This window comes from candidate division KSB1 bacterium (assembly GCA_034506255.1).
Taxonomy (GTDB): Bacteria; Zhuqueibacterota; Zhuqueibacteria; order Zhuqueibacterales; family Zhuqueibacteraceae; genus Coneutiohabitans; species Coneutiohabitans thermophilus.
Genome location: JAPDPX010000007.1, coordinates 206951 through 224088, shown reverse-complemented (window position 1 = coordinate 224088; position 17138 = coordinate 206951). Strand labels below are relative to the sequence as shown.

General features: G+C 60.9%; 7 protein-coding genes. 2 read left to right on the top strand and 5 right to left on the bottom strand.

Annotated elements, in window-relative coordinates; all coding sequences use genetic code 11:
• Positions 1-3: 3 nt before the first annotated feature.
• The 5 genes from moaA to glgB form a co-directional block, all read right to left on the bottom strand.
• The gene (gene moaA / locus ONB52_15745; GenBank protein ID MDZ7417591.1) at positions 4-1029 is read right to left on the bottom strand and encodes a GTP 3',8-cyclase MoaA; all 1026 of its coding nucleotides are present in this window, start codon (positions 1027-1029) and stop codon (positions 4-6) included.
• Positions 1030-1150: 121 nt separating this feature from the next.
• The gene (gene mutL, locus ONB52_15740; GenBank protein MDZ7417590.1) at positions 1151-2995 is read right to left on the bottom strand and encodes a DNA mismatch repair endonuclease MutL; all 1845 of its coding nucleotides are present in this window, start codon (positions 2993-2995) and stop codon (positions 1151-1153) included.
• Positions 2992-3681 carry a DNA repair protein RadC gene (gene radC / locus ONB52_15735; GenBank protein ID MDZ7417589.1) on the bottom strand — a complete coding sequence of 230 codons (690 nt, stop codon included), beginning with the start codon at positions 3679-3681 and terminating at the stop codon, positions 2992-2994. Before radC ends, mutL begins: the two co-directional genes overlap by 4 nt.
• A gap of 211 nt (positions 3682-3892) precedes the next feature.
• On the bottom strand, positions 3893-4720 hold the full coding sequence (locus ONB52_15730; protein MDZ7417588.1) for an undecaprenyl-diphosphate phosphatase: 828 nt from the start codon (positions 4718-4720) through the stop codon (positions 3893-3895).
• 461 nt (positions 4721-5181) lie between these two features.
• Positions 5182-7428 (bottom strand): 1,4-alpha-glucan branching protein GlgB, encoded by a 2247-nt coding sequence (gene glgB, locus ONB52_15725; GenBank protein MDZ7417587.1) that lies wholly within the window; start codon positions 7426-7428, stop codon positions 5182-5184.
• Between the two features lie 348 nt (positions 7429-7776).
• On the opposite strand from glgB, the gene ONB52_15720 reads away from it, so the two are divergent.
• Both ONB52_15720 and ONB52_15715 read left to right on the top strand, forming a co-directional pair.
• Positions 7777-8229 (top strand): hypothetical protein, encoded by a 453-nt coding sequence (locus ONB52_15720; GenBank protein ID MDZ7417586.1) that lies wholly within the window; start codon positions 7777-7779, stop codon positions 8227-8229.
• An 819-nt stretch (positions 8230-9048) separates the two neighbouring features.
• Positions 9049-16749: an Ig-like domain-containing protein gene (locus tag ONB52_15715; GenBank protein ID MDZ7417585.1), complete on the top strand. Its 7701-nt coding sequence runs from the start codon at positions 9049-9051 to the stop codon at positions 16747-16749.
• Positions 16750-17138 lie beyond the last annotated feature (389 nt).

Sequence of the window (17138 nt, the reverse complement as noted above, 5' to 3'; positions counted from 1 at the left end):
CCTTCAACCGCCAATGTAGGACATTTCCACTTTGGGCAGCGCCGCGGTGGCGGCGCTGCGCATTTCCGAATACCGGTCACGGCGTTGCCGCCAAACCGCGGTGATCGCCGTGCGCAATTCGGCATCGGAGGCGCCGCGGCGCAGCAAGGCGCGCAAATCATGGCCGTGTGTCGCAAACAGGCAGGTGAAGAGTTTGCCGTCGGTGGAGAGCCGCGCGCGGGTGCAGTCGCGGCAGAAAGCATGCGTGACCGAAGCGATCACGCCAATTTCACCGCTGCCGTCACGGTAGCGGTAGCGCTCCGCCACTTCGCCAGAATAGTTGGGGTCGAGCGGTGCGAGTGGCATTTCGGCGTCGACGGTGGCGATGATTTCCGCGGCCGGCACGACGTCGGTCAGGCGCCAGCCGTTGCTGCTGCCGACGTCCATGTATTCGATGAAGCGGACGATATGCCCGGTACCCTTGAAATGGCGCGCCATCGGCACAATACTGTCCTCGTTCACGCCGCGCTTGACCACCATGTTGATTTTGACGGGCGTCAAACCCGCCGCCGCCGAAGCCGCGATCCATTCCAGCACACGATCGACCGGAAAGTCCACGTCATTCATCTTTTGAAAGACGGCATTGTCCAGCGAATCCAGACTCACGGTCATGCGCTGCAGACCGGCGTTTTTCAGGGAGAGCACCCGCTTCACCGGAAAGGAGCCGTTGGTGGTGAGCGTCAAGTCGACGCCGGGCAGGGCTGCCAGCATCTCGATCAGCCGCTCCAGGTCATGCCGCAGCAACGGTTCGCCACCGGTGAGGCGAATCTTGCGGACGCCCAGCGCCACGAACAGCCGGGCCAGGCGGTAAATCTCTTCGAAGGTGAGCAGCGCGGCGCGCGGCAGGAACTGATAACCCTTGCCGAAAATCTCCCTGGGCATGCAGTAGACGCAGCGGAAATTGCAGCGGTCGGTCACGGAAATGCGCAAATCACGCAAGGGGCGGCCCAGTGTGTCGCGCGGAGGAGTGGGGTCGGATGATGGTTTCATGGGCAATTCCTGTGGCGTAGCGAAAACCTCGGAATCTCGCCCGCGGCTTCAAAATGTCGCAGGCGCGGTCCGCTCGGGCATGAGACAAGCCGTGACGGGGGTGTTGCCCTCACCGGGGCTATCAGGTTCGGCCGAATCTCTTGTCCAGCTCTGCCAGCGGAATGTTGATCACCACCGGCCGGCCGTGCGGGCAAAAATAGGGCGATTTGGTCGCGAAGAGCTGGTCGATGAGGGCATTCATACTCGCCCGGGTCAGCCGGTCGCCGGACCGAATGGCGGCATGACAGGCAAACGAAGCCGCAATGTTTTCGCGAATCTCCAGCTTGTCGCGCTTGCCGCGTTTGTATTCGTCGATGATGTCGAGAATCACCTTGCTGTCCTGCAGGTTGGCGGTGTAGCGTGTACCGGGCGGCACGCCCTCCAGCAGCAGGGTGCGATGGCCGAAGGGCTTGAGTGCAAAACCGATTTTGGCCAGGAAGGGCAGCATCTCGAAGGCCAGGTCATAATCTTCCGCGCTCAATTCGACGACCACGGGAAAGAGCAGGCGCTGCGTGGCCGGCTCTTGTTTGCTGAAAGCGGCGAGCGCCTGTTCATAAAGAATTCGCTCGTGAGCGACATGTTGATCAATCACCACCAGGCCGCTGGGGATTTGCGAAAAGATGTAGCGGTTGTGCACCTGCCAGACGTCGGTGCCTTCGTAAAGGCGGCCCTGGGCCTCGGGCACGAGCTCAACGGGTGGCGCAGTGGCGGCGGGCGGCAGCGGCAGTGCCAGGCCGAGTTGCCGCCCTGGATGTTTGACGCGGAAGTCGGCGGGCGCAAATGTGGCCGGCGTCTGTTGGGCGGCCGCAGTTTCCCCTTCGCTGGCGGGCACCTCCGGCGCCGCCGCCCAGGACAGCACCGGCACGGCCCGCGCAAAGTCGTTGGCCACCGGGATGACGGAGTTGTTGTTGAGCGTTTGCCTGACCGCCGTGCGCAACAGGGCGTAAATCAGCCGGTCATCGGCAAACCTTACTTCCATTTTGGTGGGATGCACGTTGACATCGACGCGGCTGGGATCGACGCGCAGAAACACCGCAAAGAAGGGGAAGCCGCCGTGTGCCAGCATTTCGCCGTAGCCGGAAATCACCGCGTGCTGCAGCGAGCGGTCGGAAATGTAGCGGTTATTGAGAAAGAGAAATTGTTCGCCCCGGCTGCTGCGCACCGTGCTTTGCTTGCCGAGCACGCCGCTGATTTCACACACCGGGCCGCGGTCCTGCAGCGGAACCAGGGCGTCATACATGCGGCTGCCATACAGCGTGGTCACGCGCTCCGCCAGACTGCCGGCCGGCGGCATGTCGAGAATGACTTCGTCGTTGTGCACGAAGGTGAAATAGATGTCGGGATGGCCGACACAAAAGCGGTTGATCACCGCCAAAATTTGGCGGTATTCGGTGGTGGGCGACTTCACAAACTTGCGCCGGCCGGGGGTGTTGAAGAAGAGATTTTTGACGGCGATGCTGGTGCCGGGCGTGCCGGCGGCGATGCTGAGATGCGTTTGCACCCCGCCCTCCAGCTCCACCACGGTGGCCTCGCTCGCGCCCGGCGCCATGGTCTTGAGCACCACCTGCGACACCGACGCAATGCTGGCCAGCGCCTCGCCGCGAAAGCCCAGCGTGCGGATGCACTCCAGATCGGCGGCAGTGGCGATTTTGCTGGTGGCGTGGCGTTGAAACGCCATCTGGGCATCTTCACGGCTCATGCCGCAGCCGTTGTCCACCACTTGAATCAGCGCCCGGCCGCCGTCTTTCACCACCACGGTGATTTGAGTGGCGCCGGCATCCAGCGAATTTTCGATCAACTCCTTGACCACCGAAGCCGGGCGCTCAACCACTTCGCCCGCCGCGATTTTGTTGGTGAGATCCGGTGGCAGCAGTTTGATTTTCGAGGTGGCCACAGGCACGGCAGCGACATCCGGCAGGTTGCTCACAACAAACCTTCCTCGGCAAAGCTCAGATAGCGGTCTTTGCCAATGATGACATGATCGAGCACGCGCAAATCAACCGCTTCGCAGGCGCTTTTGAGTTTTTTGGTCGTGCGCAAATCCTCCGGGCTGGGCGCCGGCTCGCCGCTGGGATGATTGTGCACGAAGATGATGCCGGCCGCCTGTTCATTGATGGCCAATTTCACGACTTCGCGGGCGTTGACCATGCTTTCCTGCAGCGAGCCCTCGAACACTTTGCGTTCGCGCAGCAGGCGGTTGCGGGCATTGAGCAGCAGGATGAAAAACTGCTCGCGCGGCTGGTTGCACAGCCGCAGGTGGAGATAGTCGAACACATCGCGGCTGGTGCGGATGTAGGGCTGTTCCTCGTGCTGCGCACGCGACAGCCGCTTGCCAATTTCCAGCGCGGCTTTGAGCTGTGCCGTCTTGGCCGCGCCCATGCCATGGATTTGGCAAAGCTCCTCCGCGGCCTTGGCATCCAGGCCATGAAAGCCCCGCGCTTCCACCAGCAGCTTGCGCGCAAGATCCATCACCGACTGGCCGTGGTTGCCGGTGCGCAGGATGATGGCGAGCAGCTCGGCATCCGAGAGGCTTTCCGCACCGTGCTTCAGCAGGCGCTCACGCGGCCGCTCGTTCTCCGGCCATTCGGCGAGGCGCAACGGATATTTTTGCATGTCACCCCCGGCAAAGAGATTGACAGACGCCCCGGCGGCGGGGCGATGGCCGGAACGTAGAAACTGCGCCGCAAATTTTCAACAACTCTTTTGCGGCGATTTCCCCATCGGCGCAAACAGAGCGGCAGCAACCGCGCTGGCAACTCCGCGACAGTTCACCCGCCGGCACTGCCGTCCCCGCCGCCCTGCATGCCGTGGCGCCACCTTGCCCTCAACTTTGCCACAACAGCATGCCCAAAATCACGAAGCCGAGCACGATGCGATACCAGCCGAAGGCCTCGAAGCTGTGTTTCTTGATAAACGCCATAAAGGCGGCGATCACCCACCAGGCCACCAGCAGGGAGACGAGAAAGCCAACCGCAAAAATGACGGCGTCATCGGCAGTCAGCAGGGTGAAGCGTTTCGCCAGACTGTAGAGCGTGGCGGCAAAAATGGTGGGGATGGCGAGAAAAAACGAAAACTCCGCTGCCGCGGCGTGACTCAAACCCAGCACCAGGCCGCCCATGATGGTCGAGGCCGAGCGCGACATGCCGGGGATCAGTGACAGACACTGCGCCAGGCCGATGCCCAGCGCCTGTGCCCGGGTGATCTCCTCCATTGTTTCCACTTTCACGCGCAGGTGCAACTGTTCGATCAGAATGATGCCGACCCCGCCGACGATCAACGCCGCGGCCACGGTTTTAGGGTTGAATAGCAACTCCTCGATCAGGTCGTGCAGAAAGAATCCCAGAATCGCGGCGGGTACGAAGGCAAGCATCACACCCGCGGCGAAACGCCGGGCCTGTTCGGTCGTCAGCCCGCCGCCGGGCGCCGGCTTTCCCCAAATGGCGCTCACCAGCCGCCAAATGCGATCACGAAAGTAAATCAACACTGCGATGATGGCACCGAGCTGGATGAAGATTTCAAACGTGTTGGCTTTTTCGCCGGTGAATTGCAGCCAGTTGCCCACCAGGATGAGATGCCCGGTGGAACTGACCGGCAGAAACTCGGTCAGCCCCTCGACGATGCCAAGGACTACCGCAACCAAAATTTCGTTCATTGACGTCCTTTCAAAGTTGGAATGGCGTGTGGCTGGCATGAACGGCCAGAGATATACCGGCGAACCCGCCCGAATCCGTAACCCGCAACCCGGCCTGTCGCGTGAGTTCTTTGCTTTGCGAGAGCGGCATACCCGTTGTTTTTTTGCGGGCGTTCTGCTTTCGGTGGAAGTTTTTGGGGTGTGATCCCGACGCCGTCATCCCGTCCCGCCCCGGTGACGAATTGAAAGCGAAGGGCAGCGCCCTGGAAAGTTTCTACCTGAATTTTGCACCCAGATTGATCCCATCAGCAGGGAACGCCGATTGGATCACGATGCCCAACCACCCAGGGGGTGGGGTACAAAAATTTTGCAGGCAAATATGCTGTTAACTCCAGTCGGGGGGTACTTCACACACGCCATTTCTTCCGGGCAAGGGCAAGCCCGCCGGCAAAATTCAGGTTCCATCCGTTCTGCAGATGGAGCTACACCGCCCTCTCGCGCCGGCCCTTGAACACCAGCACCGCGAGCGGTGGAAAAGTGATTTCCATTGAGTAAGGCTGATTGTGATGCGGCTGCTGCTGCGCGTGCACCTCTCCGGCATTGCCGACATTGCTGCCGCCGTAATGTGCGGAATCACTGTTGAGGATTTCCTGATAGCAGGTGAGGAAGGGCACACCGATGCGGTAGTTGGGCCGCGGGACCGGGGTGAAATTGCAGGCAAAGATCAGCACCTCATCGGGGTTTTTGCCGCGCCGCAGAAAGGAGATCAGGCTGGCATCGAAGTCCTGAAAGTCGATCCACTGGAAACCCTCCCAGGAGTAGTCGATTTCATAAAGCGCCGGCTCCCGGCGGTAGAGCGCGTTGAGATCTTTGACATAGCGCTGCAATTGGCGGTGATATTCCGTTTCGAGCAAATGCCACTGCAGCGAGTCCGCGTGATTCCACTCCCACCATTGCCCGAACTCGCTGCCCATGAAGGTGAGTTTTTTGCCGGGATGACCGTACATGTAGCCGAGCGCCACGCGAAAATTGGCCAGCTTTTGCCAGAGGTCGCCCGGCATCTTGTCGAGCAGCGAACGCTTGCCGTGCACCACCTCGTCGTGGGAGAGCGGCAGGATGAAGTTTTCCGAAAAGGCATAATACAGCGAAAAGGTGATGAGATTCTGGTGGTACTTGCGGTGAATGGGATCTTCCCGCATGTAGCGCAGGAAATCGTTCATCCAGCCCATGTTCCATTTGAAAGTGAAGCCCAGACCGCCGAGGTAAGTGGGGCGTGACACCATCGGCCAGGCGGTGGATTCCTCGGCGATGGTGATGGCGCCGGGAAAGCGCTCGTGCACCACTTCGTTGAGCGTTTTGATGAATGCGATGGCTTCGAGGTTTTCGCGGCCGCCGAATTTGTTGGGCAGCCACTGACCTTCTTTGCGGGAATAATCCAGATAGAGCATGGAGGCCACGGCGTCGACGCGTAGGCCGTCGATGTGATATTCCTCCAGCCAGAACAGGGCGCTGGCGATGAGAAAGTTGCGCACTTCGTTGCGGCCATAGTTGAAGATGAGCGTGCCCCAGTCGGGATGTTCGCCCAGGCGCGGGTCAAGATGCTCGTAAAGCGCGGTGCCGTCGAACCAGCGCAGGGCCCAGTCATCTTTGGGGAAGTGCGCCGGCACCCAGTCCATGATCACGCCGATGTTGTTGCGGTGCATGACATCGACGAAATAGGCAAAATCCTCGGGCAGGCCGTAGCGGCGGGTCACGGCAAAATAGCCGGTGACTTGATAGCCCCAGGAGGGGTCATAGGGATGCTCCATCAGCGGCATCAGTTCGACATGGGTGTAGCCCATGTCCTTGACGTAGGCGGCCAACTCTGGCGCGATTTCGCGGTAGGAGTACCAGTCGTTTTCGCCGGGGCCTTTGCGTTTCCAGGAGCCGAGATGGACTTCGTAGATTGACATGGGGCGGTCGAGCCAGAGCGTTTCCCGGCGCGCCGCCATCCAGTCCTGATCCTGCCACTGGTGTTGGTTGCGTGCGGTCACGATTGAGGCATTGTTGGGGCGCAGCTCGCCGGCGAAGGCATAGGGATCGCTCTTAATGCGCAGGTGGCCCTCGCGGGTCTTGATCTCGAACTTGTACAGCTCGTTGGCCTGCAGGCCGGGGATGAAAATTTCCCAGACGCCGGTGAGATGCACACGCATGGGATGGCGGCGGCCGTCCCAGTTGTTGAAATTGCCGATGACGCTCACGCGCCGCGCGGCCGGCGCCCAGACGGCGAAATGCACACCCGCCACGCCCTCGACCGTCATCACGTGTGCACCCAGCTTGTTGTAAATGTTCCAGTGGTTGCCTTCGGCAAAGAGATGGAGATCGAAATCGGTGAGGATGGGAGAAAAGGCATAGGGATCCGCAGCGCGGCGGAGCTGGCCGTAGTGGTTGATGATTTCCAGCTCATAGCGAAAGCGGCCGGTGCGGTCGGGGAAGAACGCCGTGAAAAACCCCATGTCGTTGACCTTGCTCATCGCCGTGGTGGCGCCGCTCTCGAGATCGACGACCTTCACGGTTTCCGCCTCGGGGGCAAACACGCGAATGATCAAGCCCGGGCCCTCGGCGAGCGTGACGGGGTGCGGCCCCAAAATGGAATAAGGATCATGATGATCGCCATGCAGCAGACGGTCGAGGTCTTTGGGCGGGATTTCAGGAGCTTGTCTGTTCTCGGAGCTGTGAATGAGATTCACGGCCACTTTTTCTCCCTTCATCTTTCAGGGTGAGTCCTGCCGCAGACGCCAGCGGGCCCGTGCAGGCCACTTTTGATTGAAAGTGGGCGGATGATAGCAAATTTAAGATTGAAGCGCAAGCCCGCCAACGGTGTGTCGCGAGCTGCCTGGCACGGGAGAACCCGTCTGGCCACTGCGTTGGCGCGCGCCCTTGCATGGCTGGCTGCCCGGGCGGGTGCTGGTTGCGCGGCGAAATTGTTCAATCAAACACTTGTATTTTGCAAAAATAAATCCTATTTTGCCGCCGAATTCGAGTGATGGTGCAAACCCCGGCAGTCGACCCACTCTTTGAAGGAGACGTTCCATACCATGCCCAAAACCTCTGCTGACCAGCTTATTGGTCGGGAAATCGAAACTCGCTGCGGCAAGTGCAAAACCGACACCTTACATACCATCATCAAAGTCAAAAAGGACGGCAGCATCGCGCGCGTGATGTGCAACGACTGCAAGAGTGAACACATTTATCGCGACAAAAGCGCCGCTGCAAAGGACAGCGTGAAAAAGACCGCCCCCAGGGCCACACGCCGCAAGAAGGATTATGATTCCCTGATGGCGGAGATCTCCGAAAACGACGTCAAAGACTACACCAGCGCGGACGATTTCACGGAAACCAAGGCCATCCGGCACCGTTCCTTCGGCATCGGTGTCATCACCAAAATCCACAACAACACCCGCATTGAAGTCCTCTTCAAGGATGGACCGCGCCTGTTGGGCCAAAACATCAACATGGCCGATTTGGAAAGCACGATGGCCGACGCCTGAGTCCGGCGGGTATTGCCCAGCGACTGCAACGCCGCATGTTCCCTGGCGGGAGCGTGCGGCGTTCGTGTTTTTGAACTCCGCCATACCTCTTTCGCTCAGTCCAAATCCTCCCACCGAAAGAACAACTCCCCACGGCCGGGCTGCCGGGGCAGCATGAGAGCGCCGCGTGGTGCTTCACCCATCCGGCACTGCCGGTCATCTGTCAGCCGTACAAGGCGCTGCCTGTCCGCAGCTTTGGTGCAAGTCGGTACATACTGCCAGATGCCGGCGGCATGCTTAGCCAGCCTGACAGACTCGAATTAAAGCCGTGTTTGCCTCTGAAACAGTGTCCGTGGTGAAACAAATCAATGCCATCTTCCCTGCGCTTTCTGCCGTAAGGGGCGCATGTCATTTCATCTTTCGCGCCAGGGAGCAGCGGCCGGTTGGGTGTTGCAGCGGCGCCCCACCAATCTCGCAACGGATTTCTGCCGGCAGATTTGCCAAGCCCGGCTAGCGACAAAGCGTGATTATCGCGGTGTGCGCCGTGCACGCCGGCGCGCGGATCGACTCATGCCATCTGGCATGAGCCTTGCGTGAGGGCGGCCGCGTCAAACCTTTCGAGCTTTCTTGACGATTCGAGGGCATCAACATCTGGAGTGCTGCATCGTGAGAGCAACTTGGATCCTGCGAGCAGGCGCGTCTGCCTGTGTTCTGCCATTTTGCCGCCGGTGGTTTGTCTGTCCACGTTTGGCGATTCTCTGCTTCCTTCTGCTTGTCTGCGGCTGTTTCTGCCGCGTGGTTTACGCGCAGTCTTCAGCGTCCACGCCTCCGGTGATTCAGGTGGAGGAGTTCAAAGACACCTTCAACCGAACCGGACCCTCGCTGGGCGGCAACTGGGATGCCCACGAGGCCATGCAGATTCAGAACAACCAGTTGGTGAACACTTCGACGGTGGATCAATGGAACGGCTTTCTCGCCATCGCCAAGGTCTTCACCAATCCCACCGTGGTCAAACTGGTGTTTGGCAACCGCTCCGACAGCCTGGGCCGCGCCTTCACCGGCGCCGCGGTGCGCTTGAGCACCACCAATTACAAAACCACCAAAGGCTACCTCGTCGTGCACAACGGCGAACGCTTGAAACTGTTCGAGCTCTTCGACGGCGTGCCGCAGACGCCGGCGATTGTGGATCAGGCGGCACTGGCGCCACCGCCCAAGATCGGTGACACGTTGCGCGTTGAACTCGACAGCGACGCCTCCGGGCACAAATTTACCGTTTACATCAACAACACTTTCGATGGCATCCTGCTCGATCCCAACAAAGTGGCGGGCAACAACGCCGTCCTGTATGCCGGCGTTCAAATCCACGGCAATACCAATGACGGGGTGGATTTTGTCTCGTTGAGTACACCCTCGGACATGGTGCCGCCCGCGGCTATCACCAACTTGAGTGTGGTCGGAGCCAGCTCGACCACTTTGACGCTCGAGTTCACCGCCACTGGTGATGACGGCAACTCGGGTGTCGCCAGCCGCTATGACGTCCGCTACTCGAACGCCACCATCACGGAAGCCAATTTCACCAGCGCCACCCCCGCCAATGTCACCGATCAGCCCGCGCCCGCGGGGACGGTGCAGCGGGTCACCGTCTCCGGCCTGAGCACAGGCAAATCCTATTTCTTCGCTCTCAAAGTGCTCGACGAGGCCAACAATGCCTCGCCGATCTCCAATGTCGTGCAGGGTTCCACTGCCCTGCTCTCGACTATAAAGGATGATTTCGAACGCGCCGGCCCCGGCCTGGGCGCTGATTGGGCCGCCGGCACCAATCTCCAAATTGTTGGCGGCGAAGTGAAAAACACCAGCCCTGCTTTCGGCTGGGAGCGGGCGGTGCTCAAGACCCGGCGCAACGCGCAGGAAGTCACGATGAAATGGGGCCCCACCGCCACTCCGGAAGCGATTCAGCACACCGGCATTTTCGTGATGGCCAGCAGCGGCAGCAGCACGGCCTCCGGCTACTTGATTCAGCGCGAAAACGTCAACGGCGGCCGCACCAACCTGTGGCATGTCAAAGCCAACGGCGAGTTGGAGCAAATCGGCGGCGGCCTGTCACAATACAGCGGCCTGGCGACCGCCGGCTCGGTGATGACCGTCAAGATCACGGTTGCGGAAACCTCCAACATTTTCGAAGTCACGGTGGATGGCCATTTTGACCGGGAATTTGCCGATGATTTGAAACGCGAGAGCGGCAGCTTTGCCGGCTTCATGCTCAACGGCGGCAATCCCACTGCCACCATCGGCGAGATCGTGATGGCATATCCGGTCAAACCGGCCACCAGCCTGCGTATTGATTCCGGTGACGGCCAGATTGCCTCTGTCGGCCAGTCACTGCCCGAGCCGTTGGTGGTGGCGCTCACCGATGAAGACAGCAACCCCGTGCCCGGCCAGCGCGTCGATTTTACCGTGTCGCCGGCGGAAATGGCCGTGCTTTCCGCGCCGCCCTCACCCGATGGCAACCTGCGCATTGAAGCCGAATCCGGCAATTTGCAGGCGCCGCTCACGATCCGGACAGATGCGGCAGCTTCCGGCGGCAAGTACATCAACTATCCCTCCGGCAACAGTCAGGATGCCAAGGCGGTTTACACCTTCCAAATCCAGGAAGCGGGAACCTACTACATCTGGACCCGCAGTCTGAACAACTATGGCGCCCCCGTCAGTTGGGACATCAAGGTCGATAATCTCGACGTGTTCATTTATGATGTCTTCAAAGGACAGGTAATCAACACCTGGACGTGGGACAAGCTCTCCGATCGCGGCAATGACATCACGCGGGGCACAAACCCGCAATTTAACCCGCGTTTTTTTGAATTCACCCCCGGCACCCACACCATCGAGTTTCGCGTGCGCTATGCCGAAGCCTGGCTGGACAAGTTTATCATCACGCGTGACGTCAATTTCATCCCGGAGGGCACCGAAGACACCGGCTTCGTAACCGACAGTGAAGGCAAGGCGCGGGCGGAAGTGAAGCTCGGCAACAGGGCGGGCCAATTTTTTGTCGATGCCACCCATGGTTCGTTGCCGCCGGCACGCTTCACCCTCAATGCCACGGGCGGCGCGGCGGCACGTATGGAAATCACCGCCACCAACAACGGCAACAACCAAACCGGTCCCGGCGGACAGGCCCTGCCGAAGCCGTTTTCCGTGACGGTGCGGGATGCCAATAACAACCCGGTCGCCGGGCATCAGGTGAGTTGGGTGGTGCTGGAAGGGGAGGGCAGGTTGAGCAGCTATACCAGCGTCACCGATCTGAATGGCGTTGCGACCACCACGCTGACGCTGGGCAGCGTTCAGGCCAATCACCGCGTGGAGGCGCGCAGCCACAATGCCAGCGGTCTTGCGCTGGCCGGCTCACCGGTGGTGTTCACCGCCACCGCCAATGCCAGGCTCGCTGCCTCGATCACACGCGTGTCCGGAAACAACCAAAGTGCGCAGGTGCGCACCAGGTTGCCGCAACCGGTGGTGACCAAAGTGGCCGATGCCGGCGGCGCGGGCGTGTCGTGGTTTTCGGTGGAATGGGAGGTCGCACGCGGCGGCGGAACGGTGAGCTTGCAGCCGACGCTGCGCAATCCCGGTTTTGAAAGCTTCACCGGCAGCTTGCCGGCGAATTGGACGCTGGAAGGCGCTCCCACCGGCAATGAAGTTTCGCTCAGCACGTCCTCTCCGCGCAGTGGCAATCGCAGCCTGCAAATCAACACCAGCCGCACCGGCGTGGGTGTAAGCCAGAGTTTCGAATATGCCGCCAACACCAACTACACCCTGTCCTTCTACGCCAAAGTGTTGAGCGGCACCGCCCGTGTCGTCTGGCGGGTAAACGATGCCAACGGCAATATCTCCGAACGGGTCATCGATATTTTGCCTTCGGGCACCGGCAACAGTTGGGTGAAATATTTGGCCGCCGCGACCAACGGCCAGGCGGGCGAGCGCGCCCTGATCTTTCGTTCTTCCGGCGCCGCCAATTTCCTGATCGATGACGTCAAGATCACCAGCAGCACTGACAGCAACGGCGAGCTGACAGCCACCTGGACGCTGGGCGATACTGCCGGCACGCAGGAGGTGCGGGCGCGCGCTTTGGCCGGCAGTGCCAACCTCTCCGGTTCCCCGCTCGCTTTCACCGCCACCGCCAAAGCCGGACCGGCCGCCACGCTGGCGAAAAACAGCCCCACCAGTGGCGACGGCCAGGTTGGCTCCGCCAATCAACCACTCAACCAGCCGTTTGTGGTGAAAGTGACGGATGTGACGGGCATCAATGTTGTCTCCGGAGTCAATGTGACGTTCAAAGTCATCGCCGGCAACGGCAAACTCGAAGGTGGCGTGACCACGCTGACGCGCGCTACCGGCGCAGATGGTCTGGCCGCTGTGACGCTGACGCTTGGTCCGCAGAATGGCGCCACCAACACGGTTGAAGCCTCTGCGGCGGGTTTGGCGGGCAGTCCCCTGACCTTTTCCGCGGTGGCAGCGGTGCCGGCCAGGTTTGAGATTGCCGGTGGCGCCAACCAGCGCGGCTCCGCCGGTTATCTGACCAATGCGCCGCTTGCGCTTCGCATCACCGACGCCAGTGGCAGGGCCATTTCCGGCTATCCGGTGCTGTTCGAAGTTTTGGAGGGAGGCGGCACGATCAACGGCAAAAGCACGATCACGCTCAACACCGAGGCCGATGGGGTGGCGCGCGCGCCGTTCAAATGCGGCCCGATTCCCGGTGCGCTCAATCGCATCAAGGCAAGCGCCAGCGTGAATGGTCAGCCGGTTTCCGGCTCGCCGCAGAGCTTCAGCATTCGCTCGCAAGGTTTGAACCGCATCAAGCTGGAGAGCGGCAACAATCAGGAGGGGGTGGTGGGCGAGTTGCTGGCAGAGCCGTTCAAAGTGTCGATCCGGGATTCGGCCGGCAAGGGGATCGCCAATCAGGAGGTGACCTTTAAAGTCACTGCCGGCGAGGGGCAACTCGAGGGCAACCTCACGCAGAAGACCGTGAAGACGGACAGCAGCGGATTTGCCAGCATGCCGTATCGCTTGGGCACCAAACCCGTTGAGAATCGCGTGACCGCCACCAGCAATCCCGCCAACTTGCAGGGTTCGCCGATGCTGTTCAAGGCCATCGCCAAAGTTGGGCCGCCGGAAATTCTGGTGAAAGCCGGTGGCGACAGCAGCAAGGGCGTGGTCGGCAATCCCTTGCCGACACCGTTGGTCGCGCAGGTGACCGACAAGCATGGCAATGGTATCCAGGGGATAGAGGTGACCTTCACGGTCAAGAGCGGCGGCGGCAATCTCGAGGGTCAGCAAAGCCTCAAGCGGGTGACGAATACCGAGGGCAAGGCGCAGGTGACGCTCACGCTGGGCACCACTGCCGGGCTGCTCAACAACGTGGTCGAAGCCGAAGCCAGGAACGGCTCCGTGCCGTTGAAGAATTCACCGGTGCGCTTTCGCGTTTCGGCGACGGCCAGCCGCGCCGTGACCATCGTCAACAACGGCGGGTCGGGGCAGAGCGGCCGTGCCGGTGACTTGTTGTCGGAGTTTTTCCGCGTGCGCATCAACGACAAGGACGGCAATGGCGTGGAGGGGCATCCGGTGCAGTTCAGCGTCAAGCACGGCGGCGGCGGCTTCCATCCCAGCGGAAGCAAAGACACGACGGTCGTCACCAATGCCAGTGGCGTGGCGCGCATCCAATATCGTCTGGGCGGCGTGATCAAGCCCGACAGCCAGCTCGTGCAGGCCACCGCCAATGATGGCATCACCGGCGATCTTCTTGGTTCACCGATCAAGTTTGTGGCGTATGCCACCCCCGGCCGGCCGTGTGACGGCAAATCCTTCGTGACCACCGCAGCGAGCCGGAACCCGGCGGATGGCGTGACGCCGGTGCCGGTGACAATTTACGTCCGCGATTGCTTCGGCAATCCGGTGAAGGGGGAGAGTGTCATCATCGAAGTGACCAACGGCCCCAATGACATCACACAGCCGGTGCAGGTGACCAACAGCAACGGCATCACCACCGGCAGTTTTACCTCGACGCGTTCCGGCGAGAAAGTGGTGACCGCGCGCATTCCCAGCGGCATTGCGATCACCGCCGGCGCCACGGTTACTTTCACCCCGCTGGCGGCGCAGCAGATGGCGCTGCGCGGCGGCAACAATCAAAAAGGCAACGTCAATGCAGCGGTGCGTGAGCCGCTGTCCGTGAAGATTTCCGACCGCTTCGGCAACGGCGTGCCGAACCATCCGGTGACGTTTGTGGTGAAGCGTGGCAATGGCCGGATGTTTGGCGGCTCGCCCGGGGTGCAGGTGTTCTCGGATGAGGCGGGCATTGCACGCGCCTACTTTATCGGCGGTGCCAGTCCGGGGGAAAGCCAGGTCTATGCCGAATCCGCCAACCTCGACAATTCCCCGGTGATTTTCATTGAAAACACGGAGGACAATCCGGCGCGCAAACTGGAGTACGTTGGCGGCAACGGCCCCACCGGCACGGAAGGACAGACCGGCGTGGCGGGGGAAGTGCTGCGTGACTCGATTGCGGTGCGCGTGACGGACGCCAACGGCCGGCCGGTTTTCGGTGTCCCGGTGCACTTCACCATTGCTTTTGGCGGCGGCAGCGTCAATCGACCGGTGGTGAATTCCAATGTCTTTGGCGAGGCCAAGGTCGCCTGGCGGCTGGGAGATCAGGCCGGCTTGAACACGCTGCGCGTGAGCGCGGAGGGATTGCAAGGCTCTCCGATTGATTTCTCGGCCTACGGCACTGGCGGCCAGGCCTGTTGTCTGACAACTTTCGGCGGCGTGGTCAACGGTTATGTGGGCGGTCTTTCGGATCCGATTCGCGTGAAGGTGAGTGACCGCAACGGCAACGGCGTCGACGGGCAGAAGGTCACCTTTGAATTGGTCGAGGGCAGTGGCAGTCTGACCGCCACGGAGAGCTACACCAGCAATGGCGGCATCGCCAGCACCCGTCTGAACAACAGCGACAATGTCAGTGGTTTTCGCACGGTGCGGGCGAGTGCACCGGGTTTGACCGGTTCGCCGCTGTTGTTGCAGGTTTATGTCAAACCCTCGGCGGTGGTGAGCATGAGCGCCGTGCCGCGCACCAACAACCAGGGCGGAACCATCAACCGCCCGCTCAATTTTCCGCTGCAGGTGAAGCTGCTGGATCGTTACGGCAACCCCACGCCCAACGAGGCGGTGAGTTTCGTGATCACCGGCGGGGGCGGCAATTTCAACGGCCTGCCCAGCATCTCGGTGTTGAGCGACACCTTTGGCATCGCGCAAACGGTCCTGACGCTGGGCGCCTCGCCCGGCCTCAATCAGGCGGTGGCCATCAAACCCGGTTTGTCGAATGTCGAGTTCAAAGCCACCGGTTACATCAACAAGTTTCCGATTTTCATGGATGTGCCGGATCTGGTGGTTTTTGAAAATCAAACCGTGGAATTCAGCTTGCGCGCCACCGACGATGACGGCGATCCCATCAGTTACGGCGCCTCGAATTTGCCCCCCGGCGCGGTTTTCGATTCACTCAACACCCGCTTTTTCACCTGGCGCACCGACTTCAACACCCACAACAACGGCCCGGTTTATGAACCGTTGTTCTATGCGCGCGATGGCAAGGGCGGGGTGGACATCGAGGCCGTGCGCATTACCGTGAAGAACACCAACCGGCCGCCGGTAGTGATCAGCCGCATTCCCGACCGCCTGCCCGACCGTAACGGCATGGATTCCACGGTGGTGGTGGATTCCACCGGCGTGGCGCGCTTCACCATGCGTGTGGTGGCGGAAGATCCCGACGGTGATCGGTTGCATTACGCCTGGGAGCAAAACGGTGTGCCGGTGGGTAGCGATGCCCCCAGCTATCGTTTCGTGGGCGTGCCGGTGTTTCACCACGTGCGCGTCACGATTTCAGACGGGTTCGATCAAGTGGTTGAAAACTGGCAGATCAAAGTGCCGGTGGTGTTGATCAGTTTTTCGGCGAGCGCGAACGGCGGAAACGGTGTCAAGCTGGAATGGCGCACCGGCGGCGAGAGCCAGAACCTCGGTTTCAACCTCCTGCGCAGCGTGACGCGCGAAGGCGGCTACCGCAAGCTCAATCGCGGGCTGATTCCGCCGCGGCCCGACGGTGAGTATTCCTTCGTCGATACCGACATCACTGCGGGCAGCCGCTACTTCTACAAACTCGAAGATGTCGATGCCACCGGCAACGTGACCACGCATGGTCCGATTCAAATCGAAGCCGCGGTGCCCACCGAGTTTGCACTGCGCCAGAATTTTCCGAACCCATTCAATCCCAGCACCAACATTCAATATCAACTGCCGCGGCCGGCACAGGTGCGGCTGGTGATCTACAACGCCCTGGGCCAGTTCGTCAGGCTGTTGGTGCATCGCGAGCAACCCGCCGGCTTTCATACCGTGGTGTGGGACGGCCGTGATCGCAATGGCAATCCCGTGCCAAGCGGCATTTATCACTACCGTCTGGAGGCGGAGGGTTTTGTGATGACGAAAAAGATGGTGCTGGCAAAATAGCGTCATCTGACCGGCCAGGCAAAGCGCCTGACCCGGCTGCCCCAGCAAAATTTCCGCTGGATTGGCGTGCGGTCAGCATCTGCCAAACGCCAAAGGCATGTGAGGCGCAGGCGCCGGGTTGCCGCCGTGCATTCCGGTGTTTGCCCCTCACCCTCAGAAATCAGCTTCGTGCGCGGTTGCCTTGCCCGGCAGAAGTGGCTGCGTGGCAAGCCCTGCCGGTGAATCGTGTGACAGACTCAGCGTCCTGTCCGAATTCGCAGGAAATCCTCGAGACTCCGGGCGGGGTGCGGAATCCTGCACAGGATTCTCAGTGCAAGACCCGCGGCTTCCCCCATGCCCGGGCGAGGTGCCAGGGCCCCGACACTCAGGCAAAAATGAGTGGTTTGCCG